At 70.2% G+C, this 13,933-nt stretch carries 13 protein-coding genes; 8 read left to right on the forward strand and 5 right to left on the reverse strand.

The window, feature by feature from the left end:
* Positions 1-111 precede the first annotated feature (111 nt).
* On the forward strand, positions 112-1,740 hold the full coding sequence (pruA, locus tag AB0J91_RS23480) for an L-glutamate gamma-semialdehyde dehydrogenase (protein ID WP_363872490.1): 1,629 nt from the start codon (positions 112-114) through the stop codon (positions 1,738-1,740).
* Between the two features lie 73 nt (positions 1,741-1,813).
* Positions 1,814-2,743, forward strand: coding sequence for a proline dehydrogenase family protein (locus AB0J91_RS23485; RefSeq protein WP_363872493.1), 930 nt, complete (start codon positions 1,814-1,816; stop codon positions 2,741-2,743).
* 207 nt (positions 2,744-2,950) lie between these two features.
* Here the strand turns inward: AB0J91_RS23485 and AB0J91_RS23490 are convergent, their stop codons facing one another.
* Complete coding sequence (locus tag AB0J91_RS23490) at positions 2,951-4,597, reverse strand: 5'-nucleotidase C-terminal domain-containing protein (protein WP_363872575.1); 1,647 nt, start codon at positions 4,595-4,597, stop codon at positions 2,951-2,953.
* Between the two features lie 322 nt (positions 4,598-4,919).
* Here AB0J91_RS23490 and AB0J91_RS23495 point away from each other — a divergent pair, with 322 nt between their 5' ends.
* Positions 4,920-6,239 (forward strand): FAD-binding protein, encoded by a 1,320-nt coding sequence (locus AB0J91_RS23495; RefSeq protein ID WP_363872496.1) that lies wholly within the window; start codon positions 4,920-4,922, stop codon positions 6,237-6,239.
* Here the strand turns inward: AB0J91_RS23495 and AB0J91_RS23500 are convergent.
* The gene (locus AB0J91_RS23500) at positions 6,232-7,065 is read right to left on the reverse strand and encodes a helix-turn-helix domain-containing protein (RefSeq protein ID WP_363872499.1); all 834 of its coding nucleotides are present in this window, start codon (positions 7,063-7,065) and stop codon (positions 6,232-6,234) included. The genes AB0J91_RS23495 and AB0J91_RS23500 overlap by 8 nt on opposite strands.
* Positions 7,066-7,166: 101 nt before the next feature.
* Here AB0J91_RS23500 and AB0J91_RS23505 point away from each other — a divergent pair, with 101 nt between their 5' ends.
* Positions 7,167-7,859, forward strand: coding sequence for an SDR family NAD(P)-dependent oxidoreductase (locus AB0J91_RS23505; RefSeq protein ID WP_363872502.1), 693 nt, complete (start codon positions 7,167-7,169; stop codon positions 7,857-7,859).
* Positions 7,856-8,452, forward strand: a complete 597-nt coding sequence (locus AB0J91_RS23510) for a DsbA family protein (RefSeq protein WP_363872505.1) — start codon at positions 7,856-7,858, stop codon at positions 8,450-8,452. Before AB0J91_RS23505 ends, AB0J91_RS23510 begins: the two co-directional genes overlap by 4 nt.
* Positions 8,453-8,461: 9 nt before the next feature.
* Here AB0J91_RS23510 and AB0J91_RS23515 read toward each other — a convergent pair whose 3' ends face one another.
* A complete protein-coding gene (locus tag AB0J91_RS23515; RefSeq protein WP_363872508.1) occupies positions 8,462-9,313 on the reverse strand; it encodes an AraC family transcriptional regulator in 852 nt (283 codons plus the stop codon).
* A 109-nt stretch (positions 9,314-9,422) separates the two neighbouring features.
* Between AB0J91_RS23515 and AB0J91_RS23520 the strand changes: the two genes are divergently transcribed.
* The 3 genes from AB0J91_RS23520 to AB0J91_RS23530 all read left to right on the forward strand — a co-directional run bounded on the left by AB0J91_RS23520 (position 9,423) and on the right by AB0J91_RS23530 (position 11,792).
* Complete coding sequence (locus AB0J91_RS23520; RefSeq protein WP_363794931.1) at positions 9,423-10,007, forward strand: non-oxidative hydroxyarylic acid decarboxylases subunit B; 585 nt, start codon at positions 9,423-9,425, stop codon at positions 10,005-10,007.
* 100 nt (positions 10,008-10,107) lie between these two features.
* Positions 10,108-11,532 (forward strand): non-oxidative hydroxyarylic acid decarboxylases subunit C, encoded by a 1,425-nt coding sequence (locus AB0J91_RS23525; protein ID WP_363872511.1) that lies wholly within the window; start codon positions 10,108-10,110, stop codon positions 11,530-11,532.
* Between the two features lie 26 nt (positions 11,533-11,558).
* A complete protein-coding gene (locus tag AB0J91_RS23530; RefSeq protein ID WP_363872515.1) occupies positions 11,559-11,792 on the forward strand; it encodes a non-oxidative hydroxyarylic acid decarboxylases subunit D in 234 nt (77 codons plus the stop codon).
* On the opposite strand, the gene AB0J91_RS23535 is transcribed toward AB0J91_RS23530, so the two are convergent.
* A complete protein-coding gene (locus tag AB0J91_RS23535; RefSeq protein WP_363872517.1) occupies positions 11,789-12,415 on the reverse strand; it encodes a maleylpyruvate isomerase family mycothiol-dependent enzyme in 627 nt (208 codons plus the stop codon). The two genes, AB0J91_RS23530 and AB0J91_RS23535, sit on opposite strands and share 4 nt — an antisense overlap.
* A gap of 71 nt (positions 12,416-12,486) precedes the next feature.
* A complete protein-coding gene (locus AB0J91_RS23540; RefSeq protein ID WP_363872520.1) occupies positions 12,487-13,866 on the reverse strand; it encodes an alpha/beta hydrolase in 1,380 nt (459 codons plus the stop codon).
* Positions 13,867-13,933 lie beyond the last annotated feature (67 nt).

Consider the following 13,933-nt stretch of genomic DNA (forward strand, 5'->3'; position numbering starts at 1 on the left):
ACCCCACAAGCCGACACCATCAACAATAGCCAATTGAACAAGCTCCGGGCGTGCGTCACACCCTAACCTCCAATCAACACACCCACGGCGTCTCAAGGAGGCGGAACAAGCATGGACGCGATCACCTCGGTGCCGGTGCCCTACAACGAGCCGGTCAAGGGCTACGCGCCCGGCTCGCCGGAACGCGAGTCGCTGCAGAAGCGCGTGGCCGAGCTGGAGTCCGAGCGCATCGAGCTCACCCAGACCATCGGCGGCACCCAGCGCATGGCGGGCGGCGACCGCTTCGACGTCGTCCAGCCCCACGACCACCAGCACGTCCTCGGCACCGCCGCCCAAGCCACCGCGGGTGACGTCGCCGACGCGGTCGCCGCCGCCAAGGACGCCGCCGCCGGTTGGGCCGCGACCTCCTTCGACGAGCGGGCCGCGGTCATCCTGCGCGCCGCCGACCTGCTGGCCGGTCCCTGGCGCGACACCATCAACGGCGCCACCATCCTCGGCCAGTCGAAGTCGGTGCAGCAGGCCGAGATCGACGCCGCCTGCGAGTTCATCGACTTCCTGCGGTTCAACGTCCACTACGCGCGGCAGATCATCGCCGAGCAGCCCCGCTCGGTCCCGGGCGAGTGGAACCGGATGGACTACCGGCCGCTGGACGGGTTCGTCACCGCGATCACCCCGTTCAACTTCACCGCCATCGCCGGGAACCTGCCCACCGCGCCCGCGCTGATGGGCAACACGGTGGTGTGGAAGCCGACCCCGTCGCAGCAGTTCGCCGCGCACTTCACGATGCGGCTGCTCGAGGCCGCCGGACTGCCCCCGGGCGTGATCAACCTCGTCACCGGCGACGGCCACGCCGTCAGCGACGTCGCGCTGACCGACCCGGGCTTCGCGGGCCTGCACTTCACCGGATCGACCGCCACCTTCAAGAAGCTGTGGCGCACCATCGGCGAGAACCTGGACTCCTACCGCAGCTACCCGCGCATCGTGGGCGAGACCGGCGGCAAGGACTTCATCGTCGTGCACCCCTCTGCCGACCCCGCTCCGCTGGCCACCGCGTTCGCCCGCGGCGCCTTCGAGTTCCAGGGGCAGAAGTGCTCGGCCGCTTCCCGCGCCTACGTGCCGCGGTCCATCTGGGAAGGCGGTCTGCGCGAGGAGCTCGCCGATCTGGCGCGCACCATCCGCTTCGGCGACGTCACCGACTTCTCCTACTTCGGTGGTGCCGTGATCGACGCGCGCGCCTTCGCCAAGCACAAGGCGGCGCTGGACCGCGCCCAGAGCACCGACACCATCGAGGTCCTGGCCGGCGGCGGCTACGACGACTCGGTCGGCTACTTCGTCGAACCCACCGTCCTGGTGTGCACCGACCCGGCCGACGAGGTCTTCACCACCGAGTACTTCGGGCCGATCCTCGCCGTGCACGTCTACGACGACGCCCGGTACTCCCAGATCCTCGACGTCGTGGACTCCTCCAGCCCGTACGCGCTGACCGGTGCGGTGTTCTCCACCGACCGCACCGCGATCGACGAAGCCCACCGCAAGCTGCGCGGTGCTGCGGGCAACTTCTACGTCAACGACAAGCCCACCGGCTCGATCGTCTCCCGCCAGCCCTTCGGCGGCAGCCGAGCCTCCGGCACCAACGACAAGGCCGGATCGCTGCTCAACATCCAGCGCTGGACCAGCCCGCGCGCCATCAAGGAGACCTGGGACGCGCCGACCGGTCACACCTACCCCCACATGGGATGAGCACGACGGGGTGCCCCGGACGGCCCGGGGCACCCCCTTTTATCCGGAACAGCTTGAGTGTGGGGAGAATTCGGTGTTGCGCAGTGCATTGCTGGCCGCGGGACGCTCGCCTTCGGTGCGACGGCTCGTCGAGGCCAACCCGCTGACCAAGCCCGTGGTTCGGCGTTTCGTGCCCGGCACGTCACCCGAGGACGCCGTGCGGGCCACCCGGGAGTTGAGCGGCCACGGCTTGTTCGTGACGCTGGACCGGCTCGGCGAGGACACCCTCGACGCGAGCCAAGCCGCCACCACCGTCCGGGACTACCGGCAGGTGCTGGGAGTGCTGGCCGAGCAGGGGCTCGCCGAGCGGGCCGAGGTGTCGGTGAAGCTGTCGGCGGTGGGCCAGTTCCTGCCTTCCGACGGCGAGAAGATCGCGCTGGACAACGCCCGGCTGATCTGCGAGGCCGCGAGCGCGGCGGGCACCACGGTCACCCTGGACATGGAGGACCACACCACCACCGATTCGACCCTCGGGATCCTGCGCGACCTGCGCGTGGACTTCCCGTGGGTCGGCGCGGTGCTGCAGTCCTACCTGCGGCGAACCGAGCAGGACTGCCGCGACCTGGCCACGGCCGGCTCCCGGGTCCGGCTGTGCAAGGGCGCCTACGCCGAGCCGGAATCGGTGGCCTACCAGGACAAGTCGGAGGTCGACCGCTCGTACGTGCGGTGCCTGAAGGTCCTGATGCAGGGCGAGGGCTACCCGATGGTCGCCACGCACGACCCCCGCATGGTCGCCATCGCCGGTGAACTGGCCGCCCGCAGCGGCCGCACGAACGCGGACTTCGAGTACCAGATGCTCTACGGCATCCGCCCCGACGAGCAGCGTCGCATCGCCTCCGCAGGAGGACGACTCCGCGTCTACGCCGCCTACGGCGACGAGTGGTACGGCTACTTCATGCGCCGCCTGGCCGAACGCCCGGCCAACCTCGCCTTCTTCCTCCGCTCCCTCGCCACCCAAGGCTGATCCCCACCGCCCCAGGCGGTTCCCGATTTCAGTGGAAACCCGATCCCCGATTTCCACTGAAACCAGGTCACGGAGTTCCACTGAAACCCGGTCACGGAGTTCCACTGAAATCGGGGGTCGGAGTTCCACTGAAATCCGAACGACCACCCACCCGGGGTGACTCCACCGACGCGGCTGCGGAGTCGACTCGGGTGGGTGGGTCGGTTTTCAGGGCAGGGCGGTGATGCGGTCTGCTGGTGGTGGGGTGATGCCGGGGTGGGCGTTGAGGTAGCCGAGGAAGGCGTCGAGGTCCACCGGTCCGCCGACGACGTCGGTGCCCTTCGTCAGTTCGGTGAACCCGTCGCCGCCTCCGGCGAGGAAGTTGTTGACCGAGACCCGGTAGGGGGTGTTGGGGTCGACCGGCTGACCGTTGATGCTGATCTCGGTGACCTTCGAGCCGATCGGCGCACCCGCCGAGTAGCTGTAGTGCAGACCGGCCGAGACCTGCAGGATGTTGGTCTCCTCCGGGGTCCACTGCTGCTCCAGGACGGCTTTGAGCTGGGCGCCGGTGAGCGTCATGGTCTGCATGATGTTGCCGAACGGCTGGACCGCGAACGCCTCGCCGTAGGTGACCACGCCGTCGCCCTCACCGACCTGTGATCCGGGGAAGAGCAGGTCGGCGCGGATGCCGCCGGGGTTGGTGATGGCGACCTGCGGCGAGTTGGCCGCGGTGGCCTCGAACTGCGCGTCGGCGATGACGTCGCCGATCGGCGACTCCCCGGACGGGGCGGCTGCGCGGGGCAGGTCGCCGGTGATGCTGCCGACCGGGCGGTTGGCGATCGGTGCCGCCTTGGTGGCCGCCTCGTCGATCAGCGCCTGAGCGGCGGGGTCGGCGGGCACGTCGCGGGTGACGATCTCGTTGCGCGCCTTGGTCTCCGAGCGCACGACGTCCTGGCTGACGCGGTCGATGGCCAGGTCGGCGACCGAGAGCAGCCTGCCGTAGGAGGCTCCTTGCAGCACCTGGCGCGGGTTGCCCGCCGGGTCGTCGATCGTGCACTTGTACTGGGCGTGGCTGTGCCCGGTGAAGATCAGGTCGACGTTCGGCGACGCGGCCTTGGCGATCTCGCTCGCCGGTCCGGGCGTCAGGTTGCACCCGTCGGGCCCGCCGCTCTCGGTGCCGTCGCCCTGGTGCAGCAGCACGACCTGCGCTTTCACGCCCATGGTGTCGAGCATCCGCGAGGTGCGGTTGATGGCCTCGACCTCGTCGCCGAACTCGAGACCCTCGATGGCGCCGGGGGCGACCACGGACGGCAGCTCCTCCAGCGTCGCGCCGATGATGCCGACGCGCGTGCCGTTGACGTTCTGGACGTCGAAGGGCTTGAGCGCGGGACGACCGTCGGTGAAGGTGACGTTGGCGCCGAGCTGCTCGAAGTTCGCGCCGGGGAACGGCTCCCGGAACTGGCAGCCGTCGGCGGGGTGGCAACCGCCATCGGACATCCGCCGCAGTTCCTCGAATCCCTCGTCGAACTCGTGGTTTCCGACGACCGAAGTCGACACTCCGAGCTGGTTGAGGAATTCGATCGTGGGCTCGTCGTGGAACAGCGCGCTGTTGACCGGCGAGGCGCCGACGTTGTCGCCCGCCGAGAGCACCAGCGAGTTCTTCACCTCTCCGCGCAGCCGCGCCACGTGGGTGGCCAGGAACTGCGCACCGCCGGCGTCGACGGCGCTGCCGTCCGGCAGCGTGACCCGGCCGGACGAGCCCGCCGGCGGTTCGAGGTTGCCGTGCAGGTCGTTGAACGTGATCAGCCGGACCTGCGTGGTCAACGGGTCCGTCCCCGCTGCCGGGGCCGCCGACGCGGCCGGGGCCGCGGTCATCGCCGCCGCGGCCAGCACGGCGGTTCCCAGCGCCGCCGGACGGCTGAACCGAGCTGTCTTCACACCGATTTCCTTCCGCTGAATGCCCTCCGCTCCACTTCCCCGACGCGCCGGAGGGTCGCCAGCGGAATCCTCTCCCGCGCACATGTCCAAGACCAGCGCCATCGGGTGAATGTCTAGAAGCGGACACCCACGTCGCGCGGGCTCGGCGAAACCTGTCTGACCAGGCGAGAAAGCGCGGGGAAAGCCCTGGTCCTCAGGATGGACTCCGATTTGGACTGGGCCGCTGGCAGACGTCGTTCACTTGGGGGGAGTGATCGGGATGGATTCGGGCACCCCCGATCTCTCGACCTTCCCGGAACTGCCCGGTCGCGGAGCCGCCCTGGTCACCGACGGGGACGAGCTGCACGCCTCCGACCTCGGCAATCTCGTCGACCGCAGACCCGCCGCGATCCTGCGTCCGCGTTCCACCGCCGACATCGCCGTCGCGGCCGCCTGGTGCTGCCGCAACGGCGTCCCGCTGCGCGCCCACGGCACCCTGCACACCACCGGCGGCCAGGCGCTGTGCCCGTCCGGCGGGATCCAGGTCGACATGCGCAGCCTCGACCTCATCCACGCGGTGACCGACGACCACGCCGACGTCGAGGCGGGAGTGCTGCTGCGCGACGTCGTCTGGCACGCCTGGCTGCGCGGACGCCGGTTGACCTCGGGCCCCACCGGATACCTCCAGCTGAGCACCGGTGGGGTGCTCAGCGTCGGCGGCATCTCCAGCCTGCACAGCGAAGGGGCGATCATCGACCGGGTGCAGGCCGTCGAGGTCGTCACCCCGTCGGGAGCCGTGCGGTGGTGCACACCGGAGCGCGACGGCGAACTGTTCAACGCGGTCCTCGGCGGGCTCGGCTGCGCGGGGATCATCACGCGCGCGCGGCTGGCGCTGACTCCGGTTCCGCCGCTGGCCAGGGTGTACGACCTGCACTTCCCGTCGCTGCAGGACGCGGTGGGGGCAGGGCGCGTGCTGGTCCGGCGCGGTGAGGTCGACGACCTGCTGATCCGCTGGTTCGCCCCGCAGCGCCACCGCTTCCAGCTCCGCTTCACCGCCTACCACCGCGCGGACCGGAAGCCGGACGACGCGCACCTGCTGCGCGGACTCGACGTGACCGCGCAGGTCTGGGACGTCTCCTACTGGGAGTTCGCGACCAGCACCGACAACCGCTACGAGCCGTTCGTGACGGCCGGCTGGAACCGGGTGCACAAGGTGTGGGCGGACTACTTCATGCCCGATTCGGCGCTGGACGAGTTCCTGGCGGGCACGGCACCGGAGATCACCGACCTCGATCTCAGCGAGACCAGCATCGGGCTGCTGTTCCCGCACCGCCGCTCGTCGTTCACCCGCCCCGGGCTGCGCGTTCCGGACGACGAGCTGGTGTGGCTGTTCGACATGCTCTCCGACGCCGCGGGCCAGACCGACCCGTTCTGGCTGCCGGACCGGCTGCGCCGCAACCAGCGATGGCGCCGCCGTGCCGCCGAGCTCGGCGGCACCCTCTACCCCATCGGCACCGACCTCGATCCGGCCTCCCACGACCTGGTGCTCGCCCACCCCGCCCAGATGTCCTTCGCGCAGGAGGACCAGTGCCTCAGGTGAGGGTCTGGGTGCCGATGACGTCGAGCAGCCGCAACTGCTCCGCCGCGTCCTCGTCCGGGGCGGTGTAGGCGACCAGCCGCAGGTCGCTGGCGGGCACCTCCAGCACGTCGCAGTCCACCGGGATGGGACCGAGCTCGGGGTGGTCGACGACCTTGGAGTGCGCCACGTGCTCACCGACGGTGCGGGACTCCCACAGCTCGGCGAAGCGCGGGAATCCGCGCAGGTCGTCGAGCAACGCCCGCAGTTCCGCGTCGGCCGGGAAGCGGGCCGCGGCCGAACGCAGGTCCGCGACCGTCGCCTCCTCGAACGCCGCTGCCAATTCGGGCGTCGAGCGCACCCGCATCGGAAGGCCGGCGTGGTAGGCCCACACGACGTTGCGCTCTCGCGCCGACAGCGCCGTGGGATCGCCGAACAGCGCCGCGTACAGCGGGTTCCAGGCGGTGAGGGTCCAGCCCGCGTCGAACACGCCGACGGGGAGGCCGCGCAGCTGGTCGAGCAGCCGCTGCAGGCTCGGCGTCAGGTGCGGCGAGCTGTGCCCGCTGGTGGGGTTGGCTTTCCCGGCGAGCGCGAACAGGTGGTCGCGCTCGGCCCCGGTCAGCCGCAACGCCCTGGCCAGGGCACCGACGACCTGCGGAGACGGGTTGGCGCGGCCCTGTTCGAGGCGGATGACGTAGTCGACCGAGATCCCTGCCAGCAGGGCGAGTTCCTCCCGCCGCAACCCCTTCGCACGACGACCGAGGCCTGCCGGAAGTCCCACCTCGGCCGGGCCGATCCGGTCGCGCCAGCCGCGCAGCGCCGCACCGAGCTCTGCGGGTTGTTCCGTCATCGGTCCAGTATCGCCCGCACTCGCTCCGCGTGGGTGGTACCGGCGGTACCAGGAAGACCGTTGCATCGGGATTCGACTGCTCGGCGGCGCAGGGTGGCGGCATGACGACGACTCTCATCACCGGCGCCAACCGCGGCCTGGGTCTGGAGACCGCGCGGCGGTTGGTCGGAATCGGACACACCGTGATGCTCGGGGCGCGTGACCAACGACGTGGCGCGGAGGCCGCGACCGAGATCGGAGCCGTTCCCCTGGTCCTCGACGTGACCAGTGAGGATTCGGTTCGCACGGCGGCGGAGAGCCTCGACGGGCTGGACGTGCTGGTCAACAACGCGGGCGTGCCCGGTGCCGTGCTGCCACCCGGCCACGCCTCCCCCGCCGACCTGCTCGCCGCCTACGAGATCAACCTCTTCGGTCCGGTCCGGGTGCTCAACGCGTTCCTGCCGCTGCTGGAGTCGAGTCCGAACCCGGTGGTGGTCAACGTCAGCAGCCGTCTCGGATCGATCGCCGCGGCTGCGAAACCGGATCCCGCCACGGATGATCCGCACTGGATCCCGGTGCCGGTCTACTCCTCGTCGAAGGCCGCGTTGAACATGCTCACCGCGCAGTACGCTCGGGCGTTCCCGGCGATGCGCATCAACTCCGTCTGCCCGGGTTTCACCGCCACCGACTTCAACGGCCACCGGGGAGTTCAGACCGTCGCCGAAGGGGCGGAGATCATCGTCCGGATGGCCACCACCGGTCCCGACGGTCCCACGGGCGGTTTCTTCTCCCGCGACGGCGAGGTGGCGTGGTGAGCGCCCCGCGCGTGGAGGTCGTGCTGGACTTCGTGTGCGTGCACTCCTACCTGGGGTTCACGCGCTTCCTGCGCGCGGTCGAGGCGCATCGACGAACCGGTGGTGAGGTGGAGGTGGGGTTCGCGCCCTTCCAGCTGCGTCCGGATGCCTCTTCGTCCGGCGAGCCGTTGTTCGAGCTGCACGCGCGGGAGCGCGGCGAGTCGGTCGCCCGCGAGATCGCGACGTCGTCGATCGGCGAGCAGGACGGCCTGCGGTTGAACTTCCGGCGCGCGATCTTCACCAACACCTTCGAGGCCCACCGCCTCCTCGCCGCCGCGTCCGAACAGGACAGCGGTGAAGTCATGGCCGATCGCCTCTTTCGCGCCTACTTCACCGACGGCCTCAACATCGCCGACCCATCCACCCTCACGGCTCTGGCCGGCGAAGTCGGTGTCGCGGCACCGGTGGGCGGGGCGGATTCCCTGCGCGCCGAGCTCGATCGCGTCCGCGCCCTCGGCATCGACATGCCCCCTGTCTTCCGCTTCCCCTCCGGCACGGTCACCGGAAGCGGGGAGTTCGAGCGGTTTCACCGGGCGTTGCGCGAGCTCATCTGAAGGTGAGAGTCAGCCCACGCCTCGGGCTTCGGCGCGGAAGTCCAGCGGGGTTCGGCCGTCGTGCTTGCGGAAGAACTTGCTGAAGTCTCCCGGAGTCGTGAAACCGAGGTGGCGGGCGATGTCCGCTGAGGCGCGGTCGGTGTGGACGAGCAGCCGCTTGGCCTCCAGGACGATCCGGGCGTCCAGGTAGGACTTGGCCGAGCGACCCGTTGCGGACAGCGTTGCGCGGGTGAGGGTTCGAGCGCTGTACCCGAGGTCGGCGGCGTAGTCGGCGACTCGGTGGGTGCGGGTGAAGTCGCGCTCCACCGCCGCCTGGAATCGCTCGAACGGGCCGTCGGCCGGGGTGGCGGAGTACGGAGCCTCGCCCGCGTGGGCCAGTCGCAGCAGCAGCACCGCCAGCAGCATCCGCAGCGACCTGTTGTGCGCCTCCAGCGTCATCGAGCCCAGGTCGGCGTAGTCGGCGAGCAGGTGTCGCAGCGCCAGATCGACCGCCTCGCGGGCCGAACCTCCCGGCAGCAGAGGGGTTTCCGGTGGCGGCGTATCGATGGTGACGAAACCGGGTCGCCAGATGACGATCGTGCCGCGCGAGCGCGTGAGCGCGCCGTACTGGTGCACCTGGCCGGGGCGCACCCACAGCCAGCCGCCGGGCTCGATGACGTGCTCGGTGAAGTCAACGGTGTGCGGCAGCGGGTCGGCGTCGGCGTGGACGTGGATGAGGTGGTGGAAGTCCGGCCGCTGCGGACCGGCGAGGGCGATCCCGCGGCGTTCGGCGCGCGAGCGCAGCTCGGTGAAGTCGATGACGTCCATGCCGATCGGCGCGTTCAGCCCCGGCCGGTAGCCGACGTCGGTGATCTCAGCCATCTGCGCCCTGTCCGATTCTCCCCATCGCTTGTCGCCAGAATACCCGCTCACCTGCGCGATCGTCGCTTAGCGTGGAGTCATCAGCACGAGGTGACCGAAAAGGAGAAGCGTGCGACTCGTCGTGGGGATGACCGGAGCGACCGGGGCGCCGCTCGGTGTGCGACTGCTGGAGCAGCTGGGCGAACTGCCCGAGGTGGAGACCCACCTGGTGCTCAGCCGCTGGGCGCGAGCAACGGTGGAGCTGGAGACCGGGTTGAGCGTCAAGGAGATCGGCGCGCTCGCCGACGTCGTCTACAACCCGGATGACCAGGGCGCGAGCATCTCGTCGGGCTCCTACCGCACCGACGGCATGGTGATCGTGCCCTGCTCGATGAAGACCCTCGCCGGCATCCGCTCCGGTTACGCCGACGGCCTGGTGGCGCGCGCGGCGGACGTGACGATCAAGGAGCGCCGTCCGCTGGTGCTCGTCCCGCGCGAAACGCCGCTGAGCGAGATCCACCTGGAGAACATGCTGGCGCTCTCGCGGATGGGCGTGCGGATCGTGCCGCCGATGCCCGCCTTCTACAACAACCCGGCCTCGATCGACGACTTCGTCGAGCACATCACCGCCCGGGTCCTCGACCAGCTCGATCTCCCCGCCCCGGCCGCCCAGCGCTGGGAAGGGCTCCGCACCGCCAAGCTCAAGGTTTCCTGAGTTCCTTCTGCGGACTGCGCGCGAGCGGCGCAGCCGCGAGACGTGAGGACGACCTGAGCAACCGGCACCGCCACGCAAGAGGATCTGAAGGAGGAGCACCATGGCCTACGACGACCTCCGGTCGTTCTTGAACGCCCTGGAGAAGGAGGGACAGCTGCTGCGGATCAGCGAGGAGGTGTCCCCCGAGCCGGACCTGGCCGCCGCGGCGAACGCGGCCGGTCGCATCGGCGAGGGTGCCCCGGCGCTGTGGTTCGACAACGTCTCGGGGTTCACCGACGCGCGGATCGCGATGAACGTGCACGGATCCTGGCACAACCACGCGATGGCGCTGGGGCTGCCGAAGGAGACCTCCACCCGCGAGCAGGTCGAGGAGTTCGCCCGGCGCTGGGATGACTTCCCGGTCACCCCGGTCCGCCGTGAGGACGCGCCGTGGAAGGCCAACAGCGTCTCCGGCGAGGACGTGAACCTCTTCGACGTGCTGCCGCTGTTCCGGCTCAACGACGGCGACGGCGGGTTCTACCTGGACAAGGCCGCCGTCGTCTCGCGCGACCCGGACGCGCCGGAGGACTTCGACAAGCAGAACCTGGGCATCTACCGGATCGAGGTGATCGGCACCGACCGGCTCGCGCTGCAACCGGTGCCGATGCACGACATCGCCCAGCACCTGCGCAAGGCCGAGGAGCTCGGCGAGGACCTGCCGGTGGCGATCACCCTCGGCAACGACCCGGTGGTGCCGATCGTGGCGGGCATGCCGATGGCCTACGACCAGTCCGAGTACGAGATGGCCGGTGCGCTGCGCGGCGAGCCGATGCCGATCGCGACCGCTCCGCTGACCGGTTTCGACGTGCCGTGGGGGTCGGAGGTGGTCATCGAGGGCCGCATCGAGTCGCGGGTGCGGCAGATCGAGGGCCCGTTCGGCGAGTTCACCGGGCACTACTCGGGTGGCAGGCGGATGCCGGTGGTGCGCATCGAGCGGATCTCCCACCGCACCAACCCGATCTTCGAGTCGCTCTACCTGGGCATGCCGTGGACCGAGTGCGACTACCTGGTGGGACCGAACACCTGCGTTCCGCTGCTCAAGCAGTTGCGCGCGGAGGTCCCGGAGGTCAAGGCCGTCAACGCGATGTACACGCACGGCCTGCTGGTGATCATCTCTACGGCCAAGCGCTACGGCGGTTTCGCCAAGGCGGTGGGCATGCGCGCGATGACCACGCCGCACGGCCTGGGCTACGTCAGCCAGGTGATCCTGGTGGACGAGGACGTGGACCCGTTCGACCTGCCGCAGGTCATGTGGGCGCAGTCGGCGAAGGTCAACCCGTCCGAGGACGTGGTGGTCATCCCGAACCTGTCGGTGGTGGAACTGGCTCCGGCCTCGCAGCCGGCGGGCGTCACCAGCAAGATGATCATCGACGCGACCACCCCGGTGAAACCCGACGTGCGCGGCAACTTCGGCACCCCGACCAAGGACCTCCCCGAAACCGCCGAGTGGGCCGAACGCCTGCGCTCCGAGCTCGCCAACCGATGAAGCGCACCGCGCGGAAAGGAAACCCGATGCAGACGATCTGCCCCCGCTGCGCCGATCCGGAGATCCGCACCGTGACGACCTCACCGGTGCCGGGCGTCTGGGAGGTGCTGCAGTGCCCGCGCTGCCTGTACATGTGGCGCACCACCGAACCCGCCCGCCGCACCTCCCGCGAGCACTACCCGGAGCAGTTCCGCCTCACCCAGGAAGCCATCGCCACCGCCTCCGAAGTCCCCACCATCCCGCCGCTGCGCGGGAGCTAGAGCCTGGACGCGAGGATGGCCTTGCCCTCTCCGGTGAGCTCGGTGAAGGCGGCCGACCTCCCGGCGAGGGTCATCAGCAGCGCTTCGCCCGGTCCCCCGACTTCGGGGCCTTCGCCGCGGGTCCAGTCGAGGTCCGCGGCCACCAGGCGGAGGCCGGCGGCGCGCTTCTTGACCCCGACGGGTGGGGCTTTGAACGCCAGGTCCAGAACGGCGCGCAGCCGTTGCGGCGGGATCTCGCGCGGGTGGCCGAGCGGACGGCGGATGTCCTGGTGGTGGATCAGCGCGTCCACCAGCGGGATCATGCCGCCCAGCGCCGTGATCGGGCCGGTGGGCCGGAGGTGGGCGCGCAGTCGGTCGAGCAGTTCACCGGTGCTGCGGGCACGGGTCTCGGCGACACCGAGATCGTTGATGGTGTTCGGCGCGAAACCCGCTCGGGCGGCGCGCTTGAGCACGTCGGGCCAGGTGAGGTCGTCGTAGCTGATCGCGTGCGCGACCACGTCGCGCACCCGCCAGCCCGCGCACAGGCTCGGTGCCTCCCACTGCTCGCGGGTGAGCGTGCCGAGGTACTCCGCGAGATCGGTGCGTTCGGCGACCGCCATCGCCATCGCGTCGGCTCGACGCATGGACCACCTCCAGTTCCCCGTGCGCCACGCCCGCACCTCCGAACCTGCCAGTGCGTCCGATGCGAGCGGGTTCAAGGTAGCCCCGGCCCCTGACAGTTGAGGTCATCCGCCGGGAGTTCGCCGGTGAGAAGGTACTTCGCGGCAGCGTCGTCGACGCAGGGGTTGCGCTGGCTGGCGAAGACGCCGTGCGAGTGGGAGTCGTGCAGGACCACCATGCGCGCGCCGGGAAGTCGGGCCTGCATCCGTCGAGCGCCGTCGAGCGGGGTGGTCGGGTCGTGGTCGGCCTGGGTGAGCAGCACCGGCGGCATCTCCGGGTGTCCGAACCGGGCGGGCTCGACGGGTTCCGGCCAGTAGGCGCAGGTGGCGGCTTCGAGCCCGGTGACGATCGGTTCGGGGTCGGCCGCGCGCAGCGCCCGCAGGGAGCCGATGACCTCGTCCTCGTTGGGACGCCTGCTGTCGGCGCACTTGACGGTGCGCAGAGCCGCCTCGTAGTTGCGGGATTCCGGGTCGCTCTCGGGCAGCGCGGGGCTCAGCGGCGCGCCCTGGTGCAGGTGCGCGCTGAGGTCGCGGGCGAAGGGCTCCCAGCGCTCGGTGCGCGAGAGGGTCTTGTAGACGAGGTTGTCGAACTCCGCCGGGCCGAAGCTTCCGGTCAACCCGGCCCGCGCCGTCGAATATGACTCGCGGACGAGCTGTTTCGTCTCGCCGAGCCCGAACTCCGGGTGAGCGGCGATCCATTCGAAGAGGGTCTCGCGCTGATCGAGCATCGCGAACGCCTGCCGGACGTCGAAGTCGTGCCAGCGGTCCGGGCTCACGACGCTGTCGAGCACCATCCGCCCGACGCGGTCGGGGAACTGCGCGGCGTAGGCGGCACCGAGGTAGCTGCCGTAGGAGACGCCGAGGAAGTTGAGCTTCGGTTCACCGAGCGCCTCCCGGATGCGGTCCACGTCGCGGGCGGTGCCGGCGGTGTTCATCCACGCCGCATCCGGGTTGTGCCGCAGGCAGTCCTCGGCCATCGCGCGTAATCGGAGCAGGTGTTCGGATTCCGCTGGCCGGCTGCCCGGAACCGGCTCGGGCGCGGGGTGTTCGAACAGTCCGCCCAGCTCACCGCAGTCCAGCGGAGCGCTTCGGCCGACGCCGCGCGGGTCGAACCCGATGATGTCGTAGCTGCGCCGCACCGACTCCGGCAGCTTCGCCCCCTTGCTCACCGCGTATTCCAGCCCAGAACCTCCCGGCCCTCCCGGGTTGACCAGCAGCGCGCCCCGGTGTTCCGCGGGCGTGCCGGTGGCGCGCACGCGCGAGATCGCGATCGAGATCGACCGGTCCCCCTCGCCCAGCGGTACCGACAGCTCCGCGCACTCGGCACCTTCGAAGGGGCAGGCACCGAACTCAGGCGGCTCGGCCGCCGCAGGAGCTGCGGTGAGCAAGGGGGCCAGCAGCGCCAAAGCCACCACCGGGCGAAGCGTTCTCATCACTTCGGGTTCACATCCCTACGGCGAGTTGTCAGACTTATTGAAAACG

Origin of the sequence: Saccharopolyspora sp. NPDC049357, assembly GCF_040677225.1 — a bacterium.
GTDB lineage: Bacteria > Actinomycetota > Actinomycetes > Mycobacteriales > Pseudonocardiaceae > Saccharopolyspora.

Coding starts and splice junctions, on each gene's coding strand:
- pruA (WP_363872490.1), top strand. CDS start 112: ATGGACGCGATCACCTCGGTGCCGGTGCCCTACAACGAGCCGGTCAAG.
- AB0J91_RS23490 (WP_363872575.1), bottom strand. CDS start 4,597: ATGACCGCGGCCCCGGCCGCGTCGGCGGCCCCGGCAGCGGGGACGGAC.
- AB0J91_RS23495 (WP_363872496.1), top strand. CDS start 4,920: ATGGATTCGGGCACCCCCGATCTCTCGACCTTCCCGGAACTGCCCGGT.
- AB0J91_RS23500 (WP_363872499.1), bottom strand. CDS start 7,065: ATGACGGAACAACCCGCAGAGCTCGGTGCGGCGCTGCGCGGCTGGCGC.
- AB0J91_RS23505 (WP_363872502.1), top strand. CDS start 7,167: ATGACGACGACTCTCATCACCGGCGCCAACCGCGGCCTGGGTCTGGAG.
- AB0J91_RS23515 (WP_363872508.1), bottom strand. CDS start 9,313: ATGGCTGAGATCACCGACGTCGGCTACCGGCCGGGGCTGAACGCGCCG.
- AB0J91_RS23525 (WP_363872511.1), top strand. CDS start 10,108: ATGGCCTACGACGACCTCCGGTCGTTCTTGAACGCCCTGGAGAAGGAG.
- AB0J91_RS23530 (WP_363872515.1), top strand. CDS start 11,559: ATGCAGACGATCTGCCCCCGCTGCGCCGATCCGGAGATCCGCACCGTG.
- AB0J91_RS23535 (WP_363872517.1), bottom strand. CDS start 12,415: ATGCGTCGAGCCGACGCGATGGCGATGGCGGTCGCCGAACGCACCGAT.